Below are 18,170 nucleotides of genomic sequence, written 5' to 3' on the forward strand. Positions count from 1 at the left end.
TTCTGGCGTTCATCAAGCTGTCTCGCGCTGCGCCCGGCGTTGCCGCAACAACCAGAAACCGAGCATGACCACCGCGACAATGGCGAACCCATACCAGGTCAGCGCATATCCGAAATGGTTGTTGGTGAAACTGACCACCGTCTCGCCGCCCTGGGGCAGGTCGCCCTCGCCACCGGCCAGCAGGTCCACGTAGAACGGGGCGATGGGCGCAAGGGCCGGGTCGACCATGGCCGCCAGCCGTTCGGGATTGCGCACCCATTCGATCCGGTCGGACATGTTGGGCTCCGGCGCCATGAAGCCGACCGCCTCACCCGGGCGGAACAATCCCACTATGGTCACACTGCCTGGATCGTCACCATGCAGATCGCCAAGCGCAGCCTGCTCCTGATACTCCTGGGGCACAAAACCGCGATTGACGAAGACGGTGCCGCCCGTGTCCAGCTCGAAGGGCGTCACCACCCAAAAGCCGGGGCCTGAAAAGCGCCCCCGTGCATTGGCGAGGCTGGTGAACACTGTCACCGTCTGGGTGTAGCGATAGCTGCCGGTGAGAGTAACCGGCTGGAAGTTCCACTGGTCAAGATCGAGAGCCGGCCAATCCGAAGCGTCTGGTGCCGCAATGGGATCAGAGGTCAGCCTCTGATCAACGGCCGCGACCAGAGCGTCCTTCTCCGCCAGCCGGTCCATCTGCCAATTGCCCAGAAAGACGCAAACAACGGCGAGAACCATCATTAGCGCGGTAAAGAGCCAATCGGTCCAGCGCAGCCCCGGTCGGCGCGCAGCTTCAGCTTTGCCCATTGCGGGTCTCCAAAGAATAAGGGCGCAGCCACGCCGCGCCCTCTGTTCGATTTCCCGCCAGCCTTAGTGCGCCAGCTCGACACCCCAGCTGCCCCAGACATAGACCGAGGCGAACAGGAACAGCCAGACCACGTCAACGAAGTGCCAGTACCAGGCGGCGAACTCGAAGCCCAGGTGCCGTTCAGGGGTGAAATGACCCATTTCAGCGCGGATCAGGCAGACCAGCAGGAAAATGGTGCCGATCAGTACGTGGAAGCCGTGGAAACCGGTCGCCATGAAGAAGGTGGCGCCATAGTAGTTGCCGGAGAACGAGAAGGCAGCGTGGCTGTATTCGAGATACTGCACATAGGTGAACAGCGCACCCAGGGCGACGGTCAGCACCAGGCCCCAGCGCAGCCCCTGCCGATCGTTTTCCAGCAGGGCATGGTGCGCCCAGGTGACAGTGGTGCCCGAGGTGAGCAGGATCAGCGTGTTGAACAGCGGCAGGTGGAACGGGTCGAACAGCTCCACGCCCATCGGGGGCCAATGGCCGCCTGTAGCGGCAACACGGGCATATTGCTCGATATCGTCGAGGCGGAAAAAGCCATCGAAATAGGCCCAGAACCAGGCCACGAAGAACATCACTTCCGAGGCGATGAACAGCATCATGCCGTAGCGGTGGTGCATCTGTACGACCGGGGTGTGGTCGACGCCGTTATTGGCTTCCTTCACGACATCAGCCCACCAGGCATAGAAGGTGTAGAGCACACCGGCCAGGCCAATGAAGAAAAGCCAAGGTGTCCAATCCTGCATCCAGGCAATGGCACCGATCATCATCACGAAGACCGAGACCGAAATTACGAACGGCCAGGGGCTGGGTTCGACCATGTGATAGTCATGGTTCTTCTCAATGGCAGCCATGGTCAGCTTCCCTCACTGTCTGAAGCGTAGAACGTATAAGAGAGTGTGATCTCTTTGATGGTATCGAGTTCGCGGTTTTCATCGATATCAGGATCCACGAAAAACACGATGGGCATTTCAACCGTCTCGCCGGGTTGCAGCGTCTGCTCGGTGAAGCAGAAGCACTCGATCTTGTTGAAGTAGTAGCCCGCTTTTTCGGGCACCACGTTGAAGATCGCCTGTCCGGTGACCGGTTTGTCGGAATTATTGGTCGCGATGTAGTTGACCGTGTCGACGCGGCCGATCTGGTCAGTGATGGGCGCCGACGGGGTCACGGTCCAAGCCAGAGCGCGATCGACATTGACGTCGAAACGGACCTTCATCTGGCGATCGATGACGCCCTTAGGGTTGTTCGAGGCCACTTGTGTGGTGCCGCCAAAGCCGGTCACCTGACAGAAGAGCTGGTAGAGCGGCACCGAAGCAAAGGCAAGGCCCACCATGCCGGCCGCCACGCCGGCCAGCATTACGGCCATGCGCTTGTTGCGCCTGCCCGGATCTGCCTGGTGGTAGGAAGCGGTGGTATCGGCCATCACATTGCCCGGTCGAACAGGGCTGGTCCCATCTTGACGATGGTCAGCACGTAAAATGTCAAGGCGAACAGGGCCAGACCGGCGGCAAGCGCCAGCGAGCGGCGGCGGCGCTGCTTGCGGAAGGCTGCTTCCTGTTCCGCGGTCATGCCGTTGGGGGCGAGCTTTGCGCCAGGAGATTGAGCCATTTCAGATTACTCCCATCCCCGTTGCGATGAAGTCGGTAAAGAGCGCCAGGAACAGCACGAAGAGATAGCTCAGCGAATAGGTGAACAGCGTTCGTGCTGTGCGGCGCATGGAGACGCTGTCGGGCGCGCGCAGCAGGCGCAACGACAAGCAGATGAAGCTCAGCCCGGTCACAGCAGCCACCGCGCCATAGAGCCAGCCGGAGAAGCCCAGCCATACTGGCAGCAGGCTCGAGGCAGCCAGCACCACTGAATAGCCGAGGATCTGCCACTTGGTGGATTTTTCACCCGCGACATTAGGCATCATGGGAATGCCGGCCGCGCCGTAGTCACCCTGCTTGTAGAGGGCCAGCGCCCAGAAATGCGGTGGCGTCCAGAGGAAGATGATCAGGAAGAGCGCAAAGCTCTCCCAGCTCAGCGTGCCGGTGACGGCGGCCCAGCCCACCATGGGCGGGAAGGCCCCGGCGGCGCCACCGATGACGATATTCTGCGGGGTCGAGCGTTTGAGCCACATCGTATAGACGACGACATAGAAGAAAATGGTGAAGGCGAGGAAAGCACCGGCCACCCAATTGGTCGCCAAGCCCAGCAGCGTCACGGAAAAGACAGAGAGAATGAGGCCGAAAGCCAACGCCTCACCGCGGGTCATGCGGCCGGCGGGAATGGGCCGGTTCTGGGTCCGGCTCATGACAGCGTCAATATCGGCGTCATACCACATGTTGAGGGCGCCCGAAGCCCCTGCCCCGATGGCGATGCAGGCAATGGCGACAAGGCCGATGAAAGGATTGATGCCGCCCGGCGCTACCAGCATACCCACAAGCGCGGTGAACACCACCAGCGACATGACACGTGGCTTCAGCAGCGCGAGGTAGTCCTCGACGCGTGCACCGCCGGCAAGGGCGGGAACATCACTGCTGTTGTCGATATAGGCCACGGGTCTTTCCTTGGTGAACGGACCGCACCGGGGGCGCGATCCGCAATTGGTGTCAGTCCGGAGCGCCTAGTGCGCGTCCTTGCTCTCGATCTTGGGAAGCGTCGAGAACTGGTGGAACGGCGGAGGCGAGCTCAGGGTCCATTCCAGCGTCGTCGCGCCATCACCCCAGGGATTGTCACCGGCTGGGCGCTTCTTCCGGCTGGCTTCCCAGGTGGCGTAGAAGAAGATGACCATAGCCACGAAGGTCACGTAGTAGCCGACCGAGGAAACGCGGTTCCACAGTGCAAAGGCATCGGGGTAGTCGATATAGCGGCGCGGCATGCCGGCGAGGCCCAGGAAGTGCTGCGGGAAGAAGATCAGGTTCACACCGGCGAACATGACCCAGAAGTGCAGCTTGCCCAGGAACTCGCTGTACATGTAACCGAACATCTTGGGGTACCAGTAGTACCAGCCGGCGAAGATCGAGAACACGGCACCGAGCGAGAGCACGTAGTGGAAGTGGGCCACCACGTAGTAGGTGTCGTGGAGAGCCCGATCCGCGCCCGCATTGGCCAGCACCACACCGGTCACACCACCAACGGTGAACAGGAAGATGAAGCCGATGGCCCAGAGCATGGGAATGCGGAAGGTGATCGAGCCGCCCCACATGGTGGCGATCCAGGAGAAGATCTTCACGCCCGTGGGCACCGCGATGACCATGGTTGCGGCCACGAAGTAGCGCTGCACATCGAGGCTGAGGCCGGTGGTGTACATGTGGTGCGCCCACACGACGAAGCCGACAAAGCCGATGGCCACCATGGCGTAAGCCATGGCCATGTAGCCGAACACGGGCTTGCGGGAGAAGGTCGCCACAATGTGGCTGACGATGCCGAAGCCCGGCAGGATCATGATGTACACTTCGGGGTGACCGAAGAACCAGAACAGGTGCTGGTACAGGATCGGATCGCCACCGCCATCGGGATTGAAGAAGGTGGTGCCGAAATTGCGGTCGGTCAGCATCATGGTGATGGCGCCAGCCAGAACCGGCAGGGCCAGCAGCAGCAGGAAGGCAGTCACCAGCACGGACCAGGCGAACAGCGGCATCTTGTGCAGCGTCATGCCCGGCGCGCGCATGTTGAGGATCGTGGTGATCAGGTTGATCGCACCCAGGATCGAGCTCACACCGGCCACGTGCAGCGAGAAGATCACGAAGTCGGTTGCAGGGCCCGGATGACCACTGGTGGACAGCGGCGGATAAGCTGTCCAGCCACCACCAAAGCCAAGCGCACCGGACGGACCTTCGAAGAACATCGACATCACGGTCAACAGCAGTGCCGGCGGCAACAGCCAGAAAGCCACATTGTTGATGCGGGGGAAGGCCGTGTCAGGAGCACCCACCATCAGCGGCGCGAAATAGTTTGCAAAACCGCCCATGGTTGCAGGCATCACGGTGAAGAACACCATGATCAGGGCGTGGGCGGACACAAACACGTTGAACATGTGCTTGCCCGCGTCCAGCGCGGCATCACCTTCCAGGCCGTAAGACATAGCGGCCAGGCCATGGAAGATCTGGATGCCGGGCTCCTGCAGCTCCAGGCGCATGGCGCCCGAGAGCAGGCCACCGATCACACCGGCAATGATCGAGAACACGAGATACATGATCCCGATGTCCTTGTGGTTGGTCGAATAGACCCAGCGCCGCCACCCGGTAGGGGTGTGGTGGCCATGGCTGGCGTGATCATGCCCGGTGGCGTGGGCTTCGAGGTTAGCGGTATTTGCCATTGTTTTTTCCCCTGACCCTTTACTTAGAGAGCCGGCAGCACGGCGGCTGCGGTGTCATAGTTCCGGCTTTCGGCCAGAGCAGCAACAAATGCCTCATATTCGTCGGCACTCACGACGCGCACTGCGATCGGCATATAGGCATGGTCCTTGCCGCACAGTTCCGAGCACTGACCGTAATAGATCCCGGTCTCACGAGCGTTGAACCAGGTTTCATTGAGGCGGCCGGGCACAGCATCGACCTTGATGCCGAAGGAGGGGACCGCAAAGGCGTGGATCACGCCAGTCGGGCTGGCCGTCACCTGCAGGCGAACGGTGGTATCGACCGGCACGACCAGCTCGTTGTTCACGGCCAGCAGGCGAGGCTGGCCGGGCTTGAGCTCTGCAATCTCGGCCTCAGAGAGAATATTGGAGTCGAAGGCCACGCCCTGATCCACATACTCATAGTTCCAGTACCACTGCTCACCGGAAGCCTTGATGGTGATGGTGGCTTCGGGAACTTCGACTTCGCCAAGCGAGAAGATATTGGCACCGAGATATTTGCGCTCGCCATCAGGCACCGTCATCTGGTCGGACAGAACGCCGAAAGACGGGATCGCAATCACCACCAGGATCAGGATCGGCACGACGGTCCAGATCACCTCGATCAGCGTGTTATGGGTGAAGCGCGCCGGCACTGGATTGGCCTTGGCGTTGAACCGCACCACGATCACAACCAGCAGTGCCAGAACGAACAGCACGATCAGGGTAATGGTCCACATCAGAATGCCATCATGGAAGGCAACGATGGAGTCCATGATCGGGGTTACCGATTCCTGCAGGTGGAACTGCCCCGGCTCAGGGTGACCACGACCGGCCTCCTGGGCGGACGCCAGCATCGGCATCAGCGCCATTGCGGCCGCGGACACGGCACCCATCTTCCTAAAGAACTGTCCGGTCACCATATACCCCCTATCGACACGTTCTGGCGGCGTGCACCGAAGTGAGAAATGGTTGAATAGCGGCATAGCGAACGCCGCCCCGACTCAACTTCGGAGCGCAAAACTCGTGCCTGACCTAAATCACATTGCTTGACCCGAGTCTATTGCGGCAATGGGTTGGCATAGTGCGGCAAATTGGTGCTCATCATGGCTTTCCCTGCCTCATGCGCGCCGCACTTGCTGTCCAAAACGGGCCCGGATTCCGGGGGTTTGGTTGACAGCGTCGAGTGCGTGTCGGAAACAGAACGACCCCATGCGCAAACGTCGATTCGACGGGAGAGTTGAAAGAAGTGATGGTCTGGGCAAAGCAGCTTGGTTTGGTCGGCGCGTGTGCAATGGCCCTTATGGCGACACCCGCCCTGGCCCAGGGTACGGTTCGCGCCGAATATGGCGACTGGCAGATGAGCTGCGACACGCCCCCGGGCGCGAGCTTTGAGCAATGCGCCATCATTCAGAATGTGCTGGCCGAAGACCAACCCAATGTGGGCCTGTCGGTGATCGTGCTGCGCACGGCGGACCGCGAGGCCCGGCTGCTGCGCGTGCTGGCGCCGCTTGGTGTGCTGCTGCCCAATGGCCTTGGCCTCAATGTGGACGGCACGGACATGGGGCGGGTTGCCTTTGTGCGATGCCTGCCCAATGGCTGCATCGCCGAGGTGGAGCTGGACGACGACATCATCAAGGTGCTGTCAGAAGGCAGCGACGCCATCTTTGTGGTCTTCAAGACCCCCGAGGAAGGCGTCGGCATTCCCGTATCCCTGGACGGGTTTGCGGAAGGCTTCGAGGCCCTTCCCTGACAAAGGAGACTTCCCGATTGAGTGACGAGCGCAATACGCAACGGCACCGCACACTGAAGAGCGGCAAGATTGTCTTCAATGACGGTCGCTCGACCTTTGACTGCGTGGTGCGCAACCTTTCGGTGTCCGGCGCCAAGCTGACCGTAAACAGCGCCTTTGGGGTACCGCAGCGCTTCGTGCTGGCGATGGGTGATGGGCGCAAGTTCGATTGCGAGATCGCCTGGCACAGCGAGACCGAAATCGGCGTCCGCTTCACCTGAAAAAAACCGGGCACATGCATTGCACGGCCCGGCAAGTCTTCAGGAAACGGAGCCGGCGGCAAAACCGGCCCGGGAGATGGGACGCGCACAGGCAAAAGTGTTCATCCCAACGCAGGGTGCGGCCGGCGTTTGCGGCCGCGAATTCTCTATTTTCAGCCGCGGGCGTTGCGCGCTCTGGCGGCATTGAGGACCATGCCGGCGGTCCGGCCGTCCTGAGGTGTCATGGCATCGAGCACATCGGCGCGGCTCACGCCGAGATCCTTGAGCAGCGCAGCATCGAGCGATAGCAATTCCCGGAGCGCCTTGCGGCGGGCACGGGCGGCCTTAGCCTGGGCGAACCAGGTGAACAGTGCACGAACTGGGTTGGCGTGCGAGCCGGCCACAACTGACCGCTCGCCGGGAAGCGAGAGAGCCATCATTCTTCTCCAATGGACAGGACAAGCCGCCGGAGGGAGACCGGCGGACCTCGACACGTCGCTGTATCGATGATCAACACATTGAACTCTGGACTTCCATTCGTCCAACAAATAGATTTCATTCAGTCGATCAATTTGGGTGATGGAAGAATGACAGCGCCTCTCGACCTGGATCAGTTGCAGAGTTTCTGCGCCATTGCCGATTGCGGCAGCTTCACCGAAGCGGCGCGGCGTGTGAACAAGACCCAGTCTGCCGTCTCAATGCAGATCAAGCGGCTCGAAGAACGGCTGGGCCAGACCCTGCTCGCCCGGGACGGGCGCAGCGTCAGCCTCACCCATCACGGCGAGGTGCTTTATGAGCGGGCGCGCAAGATGCTGCGCACCAATGCGGAAATCCTCGATCACTTCAATGAGGGCGACCTGGCCGGGTCCATTCGCTTTGGTGTCCCCGACGATTATGCCGTCCGGCTGCTGCCGGTGATCCTCTCAAGCTTCCAACGTACCCATCCCCGGATTGCCGTGGACGTATCCTGCATGGCCTCGGAGGAATTGCTGAACGGGATGAAGGCGGGGCGCTACGATCTCATCGTCTTCACACAGGGCACCGATCACAATTTCGGGGAACTGTTCCGCACCGAAAAGATGTTCTGGGTGGCCAGCCATGGCGGCCGCGCTTTGGCCAGCGAGCCACTGGCCATCGCCTGCGGCCCCAATTGCTGCATCTGGCGCAAGGACGCCATGGAACAGCTCGACCGCAGCGGGCTGGACTATCGCGTCGCCTATACCTCGTCCAATGCCACGGCGATCTCATCGGCGGTTCTGTCCGACCTTGCCATCGGCTTCCTGCCCGAAAGCGCCCTGCAGCCGGGCATGCGGGTGGTGGGCGAGGAGTATGGCCTGCCGCGCCTGGCCGATGCCCAGATTGCCCTGACCCGGGCCAGTCACGCCTATGGCGGCATCTATGACGCGCTGGCCAATCACATCGTGCAATCGATGGGCAATCTGGAGGGAATCGTGAATGTAGAGGCGGCCGAGTAGCGGCTTGACCCGGCTCCGGCTTTGTCGCACCAGAGACTCTAGTTTTGTCGCGTTTCCGAAACGCAAAACCGTGGCCACTTTTGCTGGAAACGCTTCATGTCCCAGGTTCTGACCAATGCCGCCGAGTTCACCGTTTCCGAGATCGCCCAGGCGGTCAAGCGCACGGTCGAGGATGAGTTCGGCCATGTCCGGGTGCGTGGCGAGATTTCCGGATTTCGCGGCCAGCATTCTTCGGGCCACGCCTATTTCACCCTGAAAGACGACACCGCCTCCATTGACGCGGTGGTCTGGAAGGGCAGTTATGCCCGCCTCGCCTTCAAGCCCGAGGAAGGTCTGGAAGTCATCGCCACGGGGCGGCTGACCACTTTCCCCCGCTCCAGCAAATACCAGATCGTTATTGAGAATATCGAGCCGGCCGGCGCGGGCGCGCTGATGGCGCTGCTCGAGGAGCGCCGCAAGAAGCTCTTGGCCGAAGGCCTCTTCGCACGCGAGCGCAAGCGCCCCCTGCCCTATCTGCCGCGCGTGATCGGGGTCATCACTTCGCCCACCGGCGCGGTGATCCGCGATATCCTGCACCGGCTCGATGACCGGTTTCCCAGCCATGTGCTGGTCTGGCCCGTGCGGGTACAGGGCGAGACCTGCGCTCCCGAGGTGGTCAATGCCATTGCAGGCTTTAACGCCTTTCTGCCCGATGGTCCCATCCCCCGCCCTGATCTCCTGATCGTGGCGCGCGGCGGCGGCTCGATCGAAGATCTCTGGGGCTTCAATGAGGAAGCGGTGGTGCGGGCCGTTGCCGGCTCTGCCATTCCAATCATCACCGCAGTGGGGCACGAGACTGACACCACGCTGGTCGACTACGCCTCGGACATGCGCGCGCCCACACCGACCGCTGCCGCAGAGGCCTCGGTGCCGGTGCGCGCCGAGCTCATAGCCTATGTCGAGGATCAGGGCCTGCGCCAGCGCCAGACCATGCGGCGGGGCCTTGCCAGCCTCAAGGATCGCCTGCGGGCGGCAGGCGCCGGGCTACCGCGGCCCGCCGATCTGGTGTCCACGCAAAGGCAGAGTCTGGATCTTGCCAGCAGCCAGCTGGCCGGCGCGCTGCGGCACTTCGTTCAGGCGCGGCGCATGGCCTATTCCAATCTGGCCGCAACCGTGCAACCGCGGCTGGTGCGTCAGCGCCATGCCGAGTTGGCTGAGCGGCTCGCTGTCCTCAAGCGCTATGGCGAGGCGGCCTTGGGTAAGACGGTGGACCGCGCGCGGCTGCGGCTCGATCCTTGCGCCCGGCAATTGCCCACGGCCGCCGCCACGGCGCTCGAGCGCAAGCAGACGGCCCTGGCCCGGCTGGTGCCCCGGCTTTCGGCCAAGCCGCTCCGTGCCGAATTGCGCCATGCTCAGGGCCGGCTCTCCCCGCTCGGGGCGCGGCTCGACGCAGCTGCGGGGCAAGCCGCCCATGCGCGCCGTGTGCAATGGGAGCAATTGGGCAAGCTTTTGGAAACCCTGAGTTATCGTAATGTCTTGGCGCGCGGCTATGCACTGGTACAGGACGATACCGGCGCGATCGTCACCAGCCAGGCAGCAGCCCGTCCGGGTGAGGCGCTGAAGCTGAGCTTTGCCGATGGCGAGGTGGGTGTGGTGGTCGCCGGCGCGCCGGCCGCGCGGCGCAAGACAAGCCGGTCAGGACCGGACGAAGGCTCGCAGGAAAGCCTCTTTTGATGAGCATTTCTGTCTTATATATAGGCGAGACAGCCAAGGAATGAGACCATGAACATCTTCGACAAGGGGTTTGCGCCCGCCGAAGCGAGCCTGCGCTATCTCGATGGCGATTATGTCGTGCTCAAGCCCGGCAGCTTTGTGCGCTGCGCCATGACCGGCAAACCGATTCCGCTCGATGAGCTGGTTTACTGGAGCGTCGACCGGCAGGAGCCTTACGCCGATGCTGTCGCCGCCAATACCGCCCTGGAACGCTTCGGCAGGGGCAACTAAGGGTGGTCGAGGCAGCGCCGCGTCAGCGCTTCCTGATCATCTCCAATGGGCATGGTGAAGATTGGATCGCGTCGGCCATCGCCGCGCGGCTCACCGACATGTTCCTGGTCGAGGCCTGGCCGGTGCTGGGCAGTGGCAATGCCTATGCCGGCATCTGCCCCATTGTCGGTCCGCGGGCCCGACTGGAGTCGGGCGGCGCCCGCACGGCAAAGGGCTCATTGCGGCGCGACCTTTCCAAGGGGGGGCTGGCCACCATCCCCCCGGCCCTGCGCTATATGCGCTCGATCCGCAATCGCTATGATCGCATTCTGGTGGTGGGCGATGCCATTGTGCCGCTCCTGGCCTGGATCACCGGCCATCGCAACCTCTATTATGTAGATTGCTACAAGACGGGCGCGGCGCGGCTCTATTCGGGCCTTGAGAAGCAGGTGATTGCCCGTACCTGCCGCCGGGTGTTCTGCCGCGCGGACAATCTGGCCGGACTCTTGCGCGGTGCTGGCGTCGACGCCACCGCCCCTGGCAATCTGATGATGGATACCATTCCCTTTGGCGATTACGACGCCCAGAGCCGCCGCACGCAGCCTCTGGCGATCACCCTCTTGCCGGGCAGCCGCGGGGAAACGGCCGAAAACTTCGCCCGGCAGGTGGATGCCTTGCGCCGCCTGCCCGCGGAGTTGCGGCCCGATGTGTTCCTCGCCGTGGCTGGCGAAATACCAGTATCCGACCTGGCCGAGGCTAGCGGTCTGAGCCGCACCAATCTATTGAGCGCGGAAGGCGATGATCTGGGCGGGCTCAGCGATGGCGCGATCACCGTGCACCTGCTGCGTGGCCGGGCCATGGGCAACGCGCTGGCCGTGTCCGATATCGTCTTGTCGCAGGCCGGAACGGCCACGACGCAATCGCTGGGGCTGGGCAAGCCGGTCATCCATATGACCAGCCCAAAAGACCGGCAGTCCCGTTTCGAAGACGAGCAGCGCCTCTTTGGGGAGGCCCGCATCGCGGTACCCGGCGATGCCGACGCCGTCGCTCAGGCTCTTGGCCGCCTCCTCGATTCTGCAGACGAGCGGGCACGCCTTGGAGCTATCGGCCGCGAACGCATTGGCGGCCCAGGCGCTATTGATGAGGTTCTGGCGGCTCTGAGAGCATAGACCGGGACTGATGGCCCTGCGCCATCAGATGGGCGAGAGCCACGGCGAACAATGCGGTCTGCGGCAAGACGCCAAACATCGCATTGGTCAGTCCCAGTGTTGCGTAGCTGACCACCAGGACAATCGTACCTAGCCACAGGCCGGGCCGGTTGCGCAGGCTGGCGCCCTTAAGGACCGCCAGCGGCGACAGCAGCAACAGGAAATACGACGCTATTCCCAGCACTCCACCCAGAGCGGCAAAATCGGCGAAGTCGCTATGCAGGTTTTCCAGTGTGTGGAGCGCTGTCATATCCGGGTAGAGTTCGCGCACCAGGGGCATGATCTGCCCGTAGCCGATCCCCACGATGGGCGATGATTGCAACGCCTGCCAACCAGATTCAAGAAGGGCGGCACGAAACGGATCGTTGGCCGTGACGAAGCCAAGCATGGCCGTACCTGAGTCTGCAGCGCCAAGCGCCGCGACCAGGCTGGACGGGACAATCAGCAGTCGCTGTACCAGATAGCTATCGCCCGCAAGGCTGACAAATAGCACCCCTCCCAGTGCCAGGGCGGCAATGGTGGCAAGGGTCAGGCGCCAGCTCCTGAACCCGATCAGCAGAATCGGCAGGCTGACCCCGGCCAGCGCCAGCCAGGCGAGCAGCGGTCCCCGCGAACCCGAGAGCACGACGCCCACCATGGCCAGTGCCGGACCTGCCAGATAAAGCACACGCCAACGCGCGCCGTTGGACAGCATGCCGACAAGGGCCAGAAAGCCCAGTACTGTGGTGATGCCGCCAAAGTGGATCGGATTGTTGCCCACGCCGGCGCGCGGCGTTCCGGTGGCGTAGGCCTCCCAAAGGCCCATGCCGACTGCGCTAGCCACCCCGAAAAGGCACAGCAGCGGCAAGCCATGCGCGCCGAGCCAACGGCCCGCCCGGTCCCCTGCCCGCTCCAGCAATGCGGCAATCCCCGGCGCGGCCAACAGGGGCAGGCAGGCGAGCAGCGGCAACAGGTCCATCGGGCCGCGATAGACAAAGGGTACGCTTGCGGCCAGCAGCGCCAGCGCGGCGTAGATCATAGTGGCCGCAGGCGCGACCAGTGACCTGCTGTGTCCGACGAGCCCCAGCGCAAGACCGATCAGGCCACAGACGATCACCACATAGTCCGCGACAAAGGGGGCCGTGCCCATGAAGCCAAGCCCGGCAACAAGGGCCAGTCCGCCCAGGGCGGACCGCAAGTCCAGCGTCAAGGATCAGGCCTTGTCGGCGTCGGGATCGAGCAGGCGGTGCAGGTGCACGATGAAATAACGCGTCTGCGCGCTGTCGACCGTCTGCTGCGCCTTGGCACGCCAGACTTTCTCGGCAGCCGCGTAATTGGGATAGACCCCGACGATGTCCACCTGGTCCAGATCAGCAAAGGTAATACCGTCCGTGCTGGCGAGTTCGCCGCCAATCACCAGGTGAAGCAGTTGCTTTTCGGTCGTTTCAGCCATCGGTCAGTCCCGCGTTTGAGGCAATTGTGTTTCAGCGGCATCAGCGCCCTCTGCGGCCTGGGGACACCCATAGACCTTGATCAGCGCTGCATGCAGCACGGGTTTTAGGCTTATGTCGCCCAGTGCCGCAAGCGCTCCGTGACGCACATCTCGATTGTTCAATTGTGGGAAGCCGGTGCAGACATCGGCAAAGTCCAGTCCGCACTCGGCAAGGATCGCTGCAGCACCGGCGATATCCCAATCCTGCGAACCGCGGCGAGCGACGGCAGCGTCCAGCTTTCCGGTGGCGACCTGCACCAGCCGGTAGGCCAACGAGGGATAAGCAGGGCCCCGCGCATAATCGAGGCCAGCGGCCTGCAATTCCTGATGCACCGCACCGGGGGCCGGGATCAGCGGCGGCGCTCCCGCCCGGCGGGAGCGGGTCAAGGGTTTGCCGTTGAGCCGCGCGCCGCCACCCTTATAGGCATCATAGAGTTCGTCGCGGGCCGGAGCATAGACGACACCGGCCACAGCAACGCCATTCTCGACCACCGCCAGCGAGACCGTCCAGTAATCCTCGCCGCGCAGAAATGCGCGCGTGCCATCGATCGGGTCAACGACAAAGACCCGTTCGCAGTCCAGACGGGATGGATTGTCGACCGTTTCTTCGCTCAGCCAGCCGTAACTGGGTCGCGCCTGCAAGAGATTGGCCGCCAGAAACCGGTCCACCACGATATCGGCTTCGCTGACCGGGGAGGCATTGTCCTTGGTCCAGGTCTTGATATCGCGCCGGAAATAGCTCGAGGCGATGATACCCGCTGCCACGGCGGTGGAGCGGAGCAGTTCGAGGTCATCGTCATAAGGTGGGGCAAAAGCCGGCATTATGCGCGCCTTTTAGGCTGCGGGCGGGCATTCCACAAGAGCGGGCTGCGCTCGGGCAAATGTGGCAGGGTAAACGGGGTGGCAAGACACTGGGTTAACCGCTTCTGACTGGGTGCAATACCCTGCTAACCCTCCGGGAAAACAACATAAACTTAACCGAACCGATTAAGGGCGTGGGTATGGGGGTGCGCTAGATTGGCTTCATAAACGGAGCACAAAAAACAAGCTCTCGAAGTTACAGGAAGGCATCAAAAATGGTTCATGGCGTTGCGATGGAAGGCTCATCAGTCGTTCTGGCCTTCGGCCGCCCGGCCGTAGCCGAGCGCCGCTTCACGGCGGCCAACGACAATGGTCCCAAGGATCCGGTCAAGACCGTCACCGTGCGCAAGATGCTCGAACAGAGCGGAGTGGCGATCAAGATCAAGGTGCCGGTGACCGAATATATCGGCGTGGCCGTGGCCACCGCGATCTCGGAAGAGGGCCTGCTGACCAGCTCTATCGAACTGGTCCATTCCGATGCCGAGCTCAACTACAAGGTGTTCGAGGAAGAGGGCAACCACAACGTCGTCGCCGAATGGCAGAACTGGGGCAAGAAGCTCCGCCTGCCGCTGTTCATCAAGGCGGGCGACGGCGCCTACATGCCCTATTCCCAGCAGGTCGATGGCGTGATGCTGGGCAATACCGCCCCGCGCCGGAAGCTCGCTGCCGATGCCTCGCGCCGCCCCCGCTTCCTCAACCGCCGCAAGCCCGGCCAGGCCGACGCGCACTGATTTTTATTGCTCTCCAAAGCAAGCCCAGAAGGGTCGACCGGTGGTGCGGTCGGCCCTTTTGGCTTTTCTAGCGGCAGCTACCAAACCCACTCGGCCAGAAGCGCCAGGGTCAGCGCCATGCCGACATAGTGGTTGTTGTAGAAGCGGTGGAACGGGTTGAGCGGGACTTCCCTGTCCAGCGTCCAGAGCTGCCACGCCATGAGGCCAGCTCCGACGAGCGACAGCGCCGCGAAGATCACGCCACCGCCGACCATCAGCGAGGCTACGTTCCAGAGCAGGAAGGCGCCGGCATAGAGCACCGCCACGGCCGGGCGCACATTGTCGCCGAACAGACGCGCGGTGGATTTTACCCCCACCAGCGCATCATCCTCGATATCCTGCAGCGCATAGATGGTGTCGTAGCCGATGACCCACAAAATGGTGCCGGCATAGAGCATCACCGGCGCCCAGCTCAGCCCCCCAGTCTGGCTCGACCAGCCCACCAGCGCCCCATAGGAGAAGGCGAGCCCCAGGAAAAGCTGCGGCCACCACGTGATCCGTTTCATGAAGGGGTAGATCGCTACCAGCACCAGCGAAGCAATGGCCGCGTAAACCGTGAACCGATTGAACTGAAACAGGATCGCCGAGGCGAGCAGCGCCTGGGCTATGAGGAAATAAAAGGCTTCGCGCGTCGTTACCTGTCCCGATGGGATGGGTCGTGAGCGCGTGCGCGCCACCTGCATATCGATGTCGCGATCGACAATGTCGTTAAAGGTGCAGCCGGCCCCGCGCATCAGGATGGCGCCAAGAAACATCAATATGGCCGCCCACCAGCCAAAGCCCAGCGCCGGCTGGAACACAGCCGCAAGGCCGATGCCCCAGGCGCAGGGCCAGAACAGCAGGTAAAAGCCAATCGGCCTGTCCCAGCGCGCCAGCCGCCCATAGGGCTTGACCGGGTCAGGCGCATAGCGATCGAGCCAATTGTCCTTTTGCGCGTCGGCAACAGCGCCGGTGGGGTCGGTCATGATGTGCTTATCCAGATCGCGTTTCGCCCCGATGCTCCTTGCATCGGCATGTTGATCAGTCCTAACTGCGCCGAAAGAGCCAAGCAACTGATCAACCTTCATGCCCCGCAGCCACGCCTCACTTCCCCGCCTTTTCGTCGAGCCCGATCTTGCTGCCGGGACAGAACTGACGCTGAACAAGGACCAATCCCTCTACCTCGCTGCGGTCCTGCGCAAGGTGGTCGGCGACGAGGTGGTGTTGTTCAATGGCCGGGATGGGGCCTGGCTGTGCCGTCTCGCCAGCGATTCGAAGAAATCGGTGACACTGGAAACGCTCGAGCAGATCGCCCCGCAAACCCCGCCATCGGACCTCTGGTATGGCTTTGCTCCCCTCAAATCGGAGCGATTGGACTATATAATCCAGAAGGCGGTCGAGATGGGCGTAGGCACCATCCAGCCGGTGATGACCCAGTTCACCCAGCTCCATCGCCTCAAGCCCGAGCGACTTTTTGCCAATGCTATTGAGGCGGCCGAGCAGTGTGAAGTGCTCAACGTGCCGCAAATTGCCCCGGCCATTGATCTCGATGGCTTGCTCGATGGCTGGGTCGAGACTCACGGCGACCGCAAGCTGGTTTTTGCCGACGAAGGCGAGGCCTCCTCATCACCGGTCCAGGCACTGGAGCTGTTGCGCGGCCAGCGCATTGGCCTGGTGATTGGCCCGGAGGGCGGCTTCTCAGATGCGGAAAGGGAGAAACTGCACGCCCTGCCCTTCGTTGTCCCCATCAGCCTGGGGCCCAGAATCCTGCGCGCCGACACCGCCGCGGTGGCAGCGCTCGCGGTCATTCAGGCGATCATCGGTGATTGGCGATAAAAGGCGATTGCTTTCCGTCTTGCTCTCGCTATGTTCGCGCCCCAGTTTAGACCCTCAACAATGAGGACCACATGGCCGGCGCCGACACCCTCTCGCCCCATATCGAATCGCGAGCTGACCTGATCGAGGCGATGGCACGCGGCGCCAAGCCGGCGGATCAATGGCGCATCGGCACGGAACACGAAAAGCACGTCTTCCACACCAATCCACTGCGTCCCGTCGCCTATGACGGGGAACAGGGTATTCGGGCACTGCTCGATGGCATCGAAAAGGAGACCGGCTGGCATCCCTTTTACGACGGGGACCATCCCATCGGCCTGCGCAATGACGAGATTGCGGGCGGCATTTCGCTCGAACCGGGTGGCCAGTTCGAGCTTTCCGGCTCGCCCATGGCCGATCTGCACGGCACCGCCGCCGAACTGAGCGAGCATATGCGCGTCAGCAAGAAGGTTGCCGAACCGCTCGACATTCATTTTCTCGGTCTGGGCGTCACCCCGCTCTGGGCGGTAGAGGAAATCGCCTCCATGCCCAAGTCGCGCTATGCGATCATGACCAAATATATGGGCGAGACCGGCACGCTGGGCACATCGATGATGTATCGCTCAGCGACGGTTCAGACCAATCTCGATTTCTCCGGCGAAGCGGACATGGTCAAGAAGCTGCGCGTGTCGCTGGCCTTGCAGCCGGTCGCCACGGCGCTCTTTGCCAATTCACCTTTCGCCAACGGTCGCGACACCGGCTATCTGAGCTATCGCAGCGAGATCTGGCGCAATACCGACGACGATCGTACCGGCATGCTGCCCTTCGTGTTCGAACCCGGTTTCGGCTTCGAGCAATATGCTGACTACGCGCTCGACGTGCCGATGTATTTCGTCATCCGCGACAAGAAATACATCAACGTCGCCGGCGAAAGTTTCCGCGACTTTCTCGATGGCCGCCTGCCGCAGCTTCCCGGCGAAAAGCCGACCATCAAGGATTGGGAGGATCACCTCTCGACCCTTTTCCCCGAAGTGCGCTTGAAGCAATTCCTCGAAATGCGTGGTGCCGATATGGGCGACGAAGCCCATGTGGTGGCGCTCTCCGCCTTCTGGACCGGGCTGCTCTATGACGAGATTTCGCTCGAAGGCGCTTGGGAACTGGTGCGCAACTGGACCGATGAGGATCGCGAGCATCTGCGCCGCGAAGTGCCGCGGCTTGGCCTCGACACGCCGTTTGACCGCTCCTCGATTTTCGACATTGCTGCCCAGGCCGTTGGTATTGCCGAAGCGGGCCTCGTGCGTCGCAACCGCCTTAACGAGGCGGGTCAGGACGAAACCATCTTTCTGGCTCCGCTCGAGGAAACCGTGCGTAGCGGCAAGGCCCCGGCCCAGCGCTGGCTCGACAAGTTCCACGGCGAATGGAAGGGCGACCTGACGCACATCTTCGAGGAAGCCGAGCTTTAGGGGAGTCGCGTCCGG

General features: G+C 62.4%; 21 protein-coding genes. 9 read left to right on the forward strand and 12 right to left on the reverse strand.

Annotated elements, in window-relative coordinates:
• Positions 1-12: 12 nt before the first annotated feature.
• From ACE4RL_RS16510 to coxB, 7 genes are all read right to left on the reverse strand, one after another.
• Entirely contained in the window at positions 13-795 is a 783-nt protein-coding gene (locus ACE4RL_RS16510) for an SURF1 family protein (protein WP_375598194.1), read from the reverse strand.
• Positions 796-858: 63 nt separating this feature from the next.
• Positions 859-1,695 carry a cytochrome c oxidase subunit 3 gene (locus ACE4RL_RS16515; RefSeq protein WP_375598195.1) on the reverse strand — a complete coding sequence of 279 codons (837 nt, stop codon included), beginning with the start codon at positions 1,693-1,695 and terminating at the stop codon, positions 859-861.
• A gap of 2 nt (positions 1,696-1,697) precedes the next feature.
• On the reverse strand, positions 1,698-2,264 hold the full coding sequence (locus ACE4RL_RS16520; RefSeq protein ID WP_375598196.1) for a cytochrome c oxidase assembly protein: 567 nt from the start codon (positions 2,262-2,264) through the stop codon (positions 1,698-1,700).
• Positions 2,264-2,449 (reverse strand): hypothetical protein, encoded by a 186-nt coding sequence (locus ACE4RL_RS16525; RefSeq protein ID WP_375598197.1) that lies wholly within the window; start codon positions 2,447-2,449, stop codon positions 2,264-2,266. The genes ACE4RL_RS16520 and ACE4RL_RS16525 overlap by 1 nt, the downstream gene beginning before the upstream one ends.
• A gap of 1 nt (position 2,450) precedes the next feature.
• Positions 2,451-3,380, reverse strand: coding sequence for a heme o synthase (locus ACE4RL_RS16530; protein ID WP_375598198.1), 930 nt, complete (start codon positions 3,378-3,380; stop codon positions 2,451-2,453).
• Positions 3,381-3,446: 66 nt separating this feature from the next.
• On the reverse strand, positions 3,447-5,141 hold the full coding sequence (ctaD, locus tag ACE4RL_RS16535; RefSeq protein WP_375598199.1) for a cytochrome c oxidase subunit I: 1,695 nt from the start codon (positions 5,139-5,141) through the stop codon (positions 3,447-3,449).
• A gap of 23 nt (positions 5,142-5,164) precedes the next feature.
• On the reverse strand, positions 5,165-6,055 hold the full coding sequence (gene coxB, locus ACE4RL_RS16540; RefSeq protein ID WP_375600303.1) for a cytochrome c oxidase subunit II: 891 nt from the start codon (positions 6,053-6,055) through the stop codon (positions 5,165-5,167).
• A 356-nt stretch (positions 6,056-6,411) separates the two neighbouring features.
• Here coxB and ACE4RL_RS16545 point away from each other — a divergent pair, with 356 nt between their 5' ends.
• Both ACE4RL_RS16545 and ACE4RL_RS16550 read left to right on the forward strand, forming a co-directional pair.
• Entirely contained in the window at positions 6,412-6,912 is a 501-nt protein-coding gene (locus ACE4RL_RS16545; protein ID WP_375600304.1) for an invasion associated locus B family protein, read from the forward strand.
• 17 nt (positions 6,913-6,929) lie between these two features.
• Positions 6,930-7,172: a PilZ domain-containing protein gene (locus ACE4RL_RS16550; protein ID WP_375598200.1), complete on the forward strand. Its 243-nt coding sequence runs from the start codon at positions 6,930-6,932 to the stop codon at positions 7,170-7,172.
• Between the two features lie 152 nt (positions 7,173-7,324).
• Here the strand turns inward: ACE4RL_RS16550 and ACE4RL_RS16555 are convergent, their stop codons facing one another.
• Positions 7,325-7,588, reverse strand: a complete 264-nt coding sequence (locus tag ACE4RL_RS16555; protein ID WP_375598201.1) for a DUF1127 domain-containing protein — start codon at positions 7,586-7,588, stop codon at positions 7,325-7,327.
• A gap of 150 nt (positions 7,589-7,738) precedes the next feature.
• Here ACE4RL_RS16555 and ACE4RL_RS16560 point away from each other — a divergent pair, with 150 nt between their 5' ends.
• From ACE4RL_RS16560 to ACE4RL_RS16575, 4 genes are all read left to right on the forward strand, one after another.
• On the forward strand, positions 7,739-8,626 hold the full coding sequence (locus tag ACE4RL_RS16560; RefSeq protein WP_375598202.1) for a LysR family transcriptional regulator: 888 nt from the start codon (positions 7,739-7,741) through the stop codon (positions 8,624-8,626).
• A gap of 96 nt (positions 8,627-8,722) precedes the next feature.
• Positions 8,723-10,339 (forward strand): exodeoxyribonuclease VII large subunit, encoded by a 1,617-nt coding sequence (gene xseA, locus ACE4RL_RS16565; RefSeq protein ID WP_375598203.1) that lies wholly within the window; start codon positions 8,723-8,725, stop codon positions 10,337-10,339.
• Positions 10,340-10,387: 48 nt separating this feature from the next.
• Positions 10,388-10,609 (forward strand): DUF2093 domain-containing protein, encoded by a 222-nt coding sequence (locus ACE4RL_RS16570; RefSeq protein ID WP_375598204.1) that lies wholly within the window; start codon positions 10,388-10,390, stop codon positions 10,607-10,609.
• Positions 10,610-10,611: 2 nt separating this feature from the next.
• The gene (locus ACE4RL_RS16575) at positions 10,612-11,757 is read left to right on the forward strand and encodes a hypothetical protein (protein ID WP_375598205.1); all 1,146 of its coding nucleotides are present in this window, start codon (positions 10,612-10,614) and stop codon (positions 11,755-11,757) included.
• Here the strand turns inward: ACE4RL_RS16575 and ACE4RL_RS16580 are convergent.
• Genes ACE4RL_RS16580 through ACE4RL_RS16590 form a run of 3 tightly spaced genes read right to left on the reverse strand, consistent with a single transcriptional unit; the run spans position 11,723 to position 14,089 of the window.
• Positions 11,723-12,985, reverse strand: coding sequence for an O-antigen ligase family protein (locus ACE4RL_RS16580; RefSeq protein ID WP_375598206.1), 1,263 nt, complete (start codon positions 12,983-12,985; stop codon positions 11,723-11,725). The genes ACE4RL_RS16575 and ACE4RL_RS16580 overlap by 35 nt on opposite strands.
• 3 nt (positions 12,986-12,988) lie before the next feature.
• The gene (locus tag ACE4RL_RS16585; RefSeq protein WP_375598207.1) at positions 12,989-13,228 is read right to left on the reverse strand and encodes a DUF4170 domain-containing protein; all 240 of its coding nucleotides are present in this window, start codon (positions 13,226-13,228) and stop codon (positions 12,989-12,991) included.
• 3 nt (positions 13,229-13,231) lie between these two features.
• Positions 13,232-14,089 (reverse strand): 3'(2'),5'-bisphosphate nucleotidase CysQ, encoded by an 858-nt coding sequence (locus ACE4RL_RS16590; protein ID WP_375598208.1) that lies wholly within the window; start codon positions 14,087-14,089, stop codon positions 13,232-13,234.
• Positions 14,090-14,343: 254 nt separating this feature from the next.
• Here ACE4RL_RS16590 and ACE4RL_RS16595 point away from each other — a divergent pair, with 254 nt between their 5' ends.
• Positions 14,344-14,859 (forward strand): DUF6101 family protein, encoded by a 516-nt coding sequence (locus tag ACE4RL_RS16595; RefSeq protein WP_375598209.1) that lies wholly within the window; start codon positions 14,344-14,346, stop codon positions 14,857-14,859.
• 77 nt (positions 14,860-14,936) lie between these two features.
• Here the strand turns inward: ACE4RL_RS16595 and ubiA are convergent, their stop codons facing one another.
• On the reverse strand, positions 14,937-15,863 hold the full coding sequence (gene ubiA, locus ACE4RL_RS16600; protein WP_375598210.1) for a 4-hydroxybenzoate octaprenyltransferase: 927 nt from the start codon (positions 15,861-15,863) through the stop codon (positions 14,937-14,939).
• A 100-nt stretch (positions 15,864-15,963) separates the two neighbouring features.
• Between ubiA and ACE4RL_RS16605 the strand changes: the two genes are divergently transcribed.
• Positions 15,964-16,713: a 16S rRNA (uracil(1498)-N(3))-methyltransferase gene (locus ACE4RL_RS16605; protein WP_375598211.1), complete on the forward strand. Its 750-nt coding sequence runs from the start codon at positions 15,964-15,966 to the stop codon at positions 16,711-16,713.
• Between the two features lie 71 nt (positions 16,714-16,784).
• Positions 16,785-18,155 (forward strand): glutamate--cysteine ligase, encoded by a 1,371-nt coding sequence (locus ACE4RL_RS16610; RefSeq protein ID WP_375598212.1) that lies wholly within the window; start codon positions 16,785-16,787, stop codon positions 18,153-18,155.
• Positions 18,156-18,170 lie beyond the last annotated feature (15 nt).

Origin of the sequence: Devosia polycyclovorans (genome assembly GCF_042181575.1) — a bacterium.
Lineage (GTDB): Bacteria > Pseudomonadota > Alphaproteobacteria > Rhizobiales > Devosiaceae > Devosia > Devosia polycyclovorans.

What these genes read in the sequence shown, in the direction of transcription:
- xseA (WP_375598203.1), top strand. Translation starts at nt 8,723, where the DNA reads ATGTCCCAGGTTCTGACCAATGCCGCCGAGTTCACCGTTTCCGAGATC.
- ACE4RL_RS16610 (WP_375598212.1), top strand. Translation starts at nt 16,785, where the DNA reads ATGGCCGGCGCCGACACCCTCTCGCCCCATATCGAATCGCGAGCTGAC.
- ACE4RL_RS16555 (WP_375598201.1), bottom strand. Translation starts at nt 7,588, where the DNA reads ATGGCTCTCTCGCTTCCCGGCGAGCGGTCAGTTGTGGCCGGCTCGCAC.
- ACE4RL_RS16585 (WP_375598207.1), bottom strand. Translation starts at nt 13,228, where the DNA reads ATGGCTGAAACGACCGAAAAGCAACTGCTTCACCTGGTGATTGGCGGC.
- ACE4RL_RS16520 (WP_375598196.1), bottom strand. Translation starts at nt 2,264, where the DNA reads ATGGCCGATACCACCGCTTCCTACCACCAGGCAGATCCGGGCAGGCGC.
- ctaD (WP_375598199.1), bottom strand. Translation starts at nt 5,141, where the DNA reads ATGGCAAATACCGCTAACCTCGAAGCCCACGCCACCGGGCATGATCAC.
- ACE4RL_RS16525 (WP_375598197.1), bottom strand. Translation starts at nt 2,449, where the DNA reads ATGGCTCAATCTCCTGGCGCAAAGCTCGCCCCCAACGGCATGACCGCG.
- ACE4RL_RS16590 (WP_375598208.1), bottom strand. Translation starts at nt 14,089, where the DNA reads ATGCCGGCTTTTGCCCCACCTTATGACGATGACCTCGAACTGCTCCGC.
- ACE4RL_RS16595 (WP_375598209.1), top strand. Translation starts at nt 14,344, where the DNA reads ATGGTTCATGGCGTTGCGATGGAAGGCTCATCAGTCGTTCTGGCCTTC.
- ACE4RL_RS16515 (WP_375598195.1), bottom strand. Translation starts at nt 1,695, where the DNA reads ATGGCTGCCATTGAGAAGAACCATGACTATCACATGGTCGAACCCAGC.
- ubiA (WP_375598210.1), bottom strand. Translation starts at nt 15,863, where the DNA reads ATGACCGACCCCACCGGCGCTGTTGCCGACGCGCAAAAGGACAATTGG.
- ACE4RL_RS16605 (WP_375598211.1), top strand. Translation starts at nt 15,964, where the DNA reads ATGCCCCGCAGCCACGCCTCACTTCCCCGCCTTTTCGTCGAGCCCGAT.
- ACE4RL_RS16545 (WP_375600304.1), top strand. Translation starts at nt 6,412, where the DNA reads ATGGTCTGGGCAAAGCAGCTTGGTTTGGTCGGCGCGTGTGCAATGGCC.
- coxB (WP_375600303.1), bottom strand. Translation starts at nt 6,055, where the DNA reads ATGGGTGCCGTGTCCGCGGCCGCAATGGCGCTGATGCCGATGCTGGCG.
- ACE4RL_RS16570 (WP_375598204.1), top strand. Translation starts at nt 10,388, where the DNA reads ATGAACATCTTCGACAAGGGGTTTGCGCCCGCCGAAGCGAGCCTGCGC.
- ACE4RL_RS16510 (WP_375598194.1), bottom strand. Translation starts at nt 795, where the DNA reads ATGGGCAAAGCTGAAGCTGCGCGCCGACCGGGGCTGCGCTGGACCGAT.
- ACE4RL_RS16560 (WP_375598202.1), top strand. Translation starts at nt 7,739, where the DNA reads ATGACAGCGCCTCTCGACCTGGATCAGTTGCAGAGTTTCTGCGCCATT.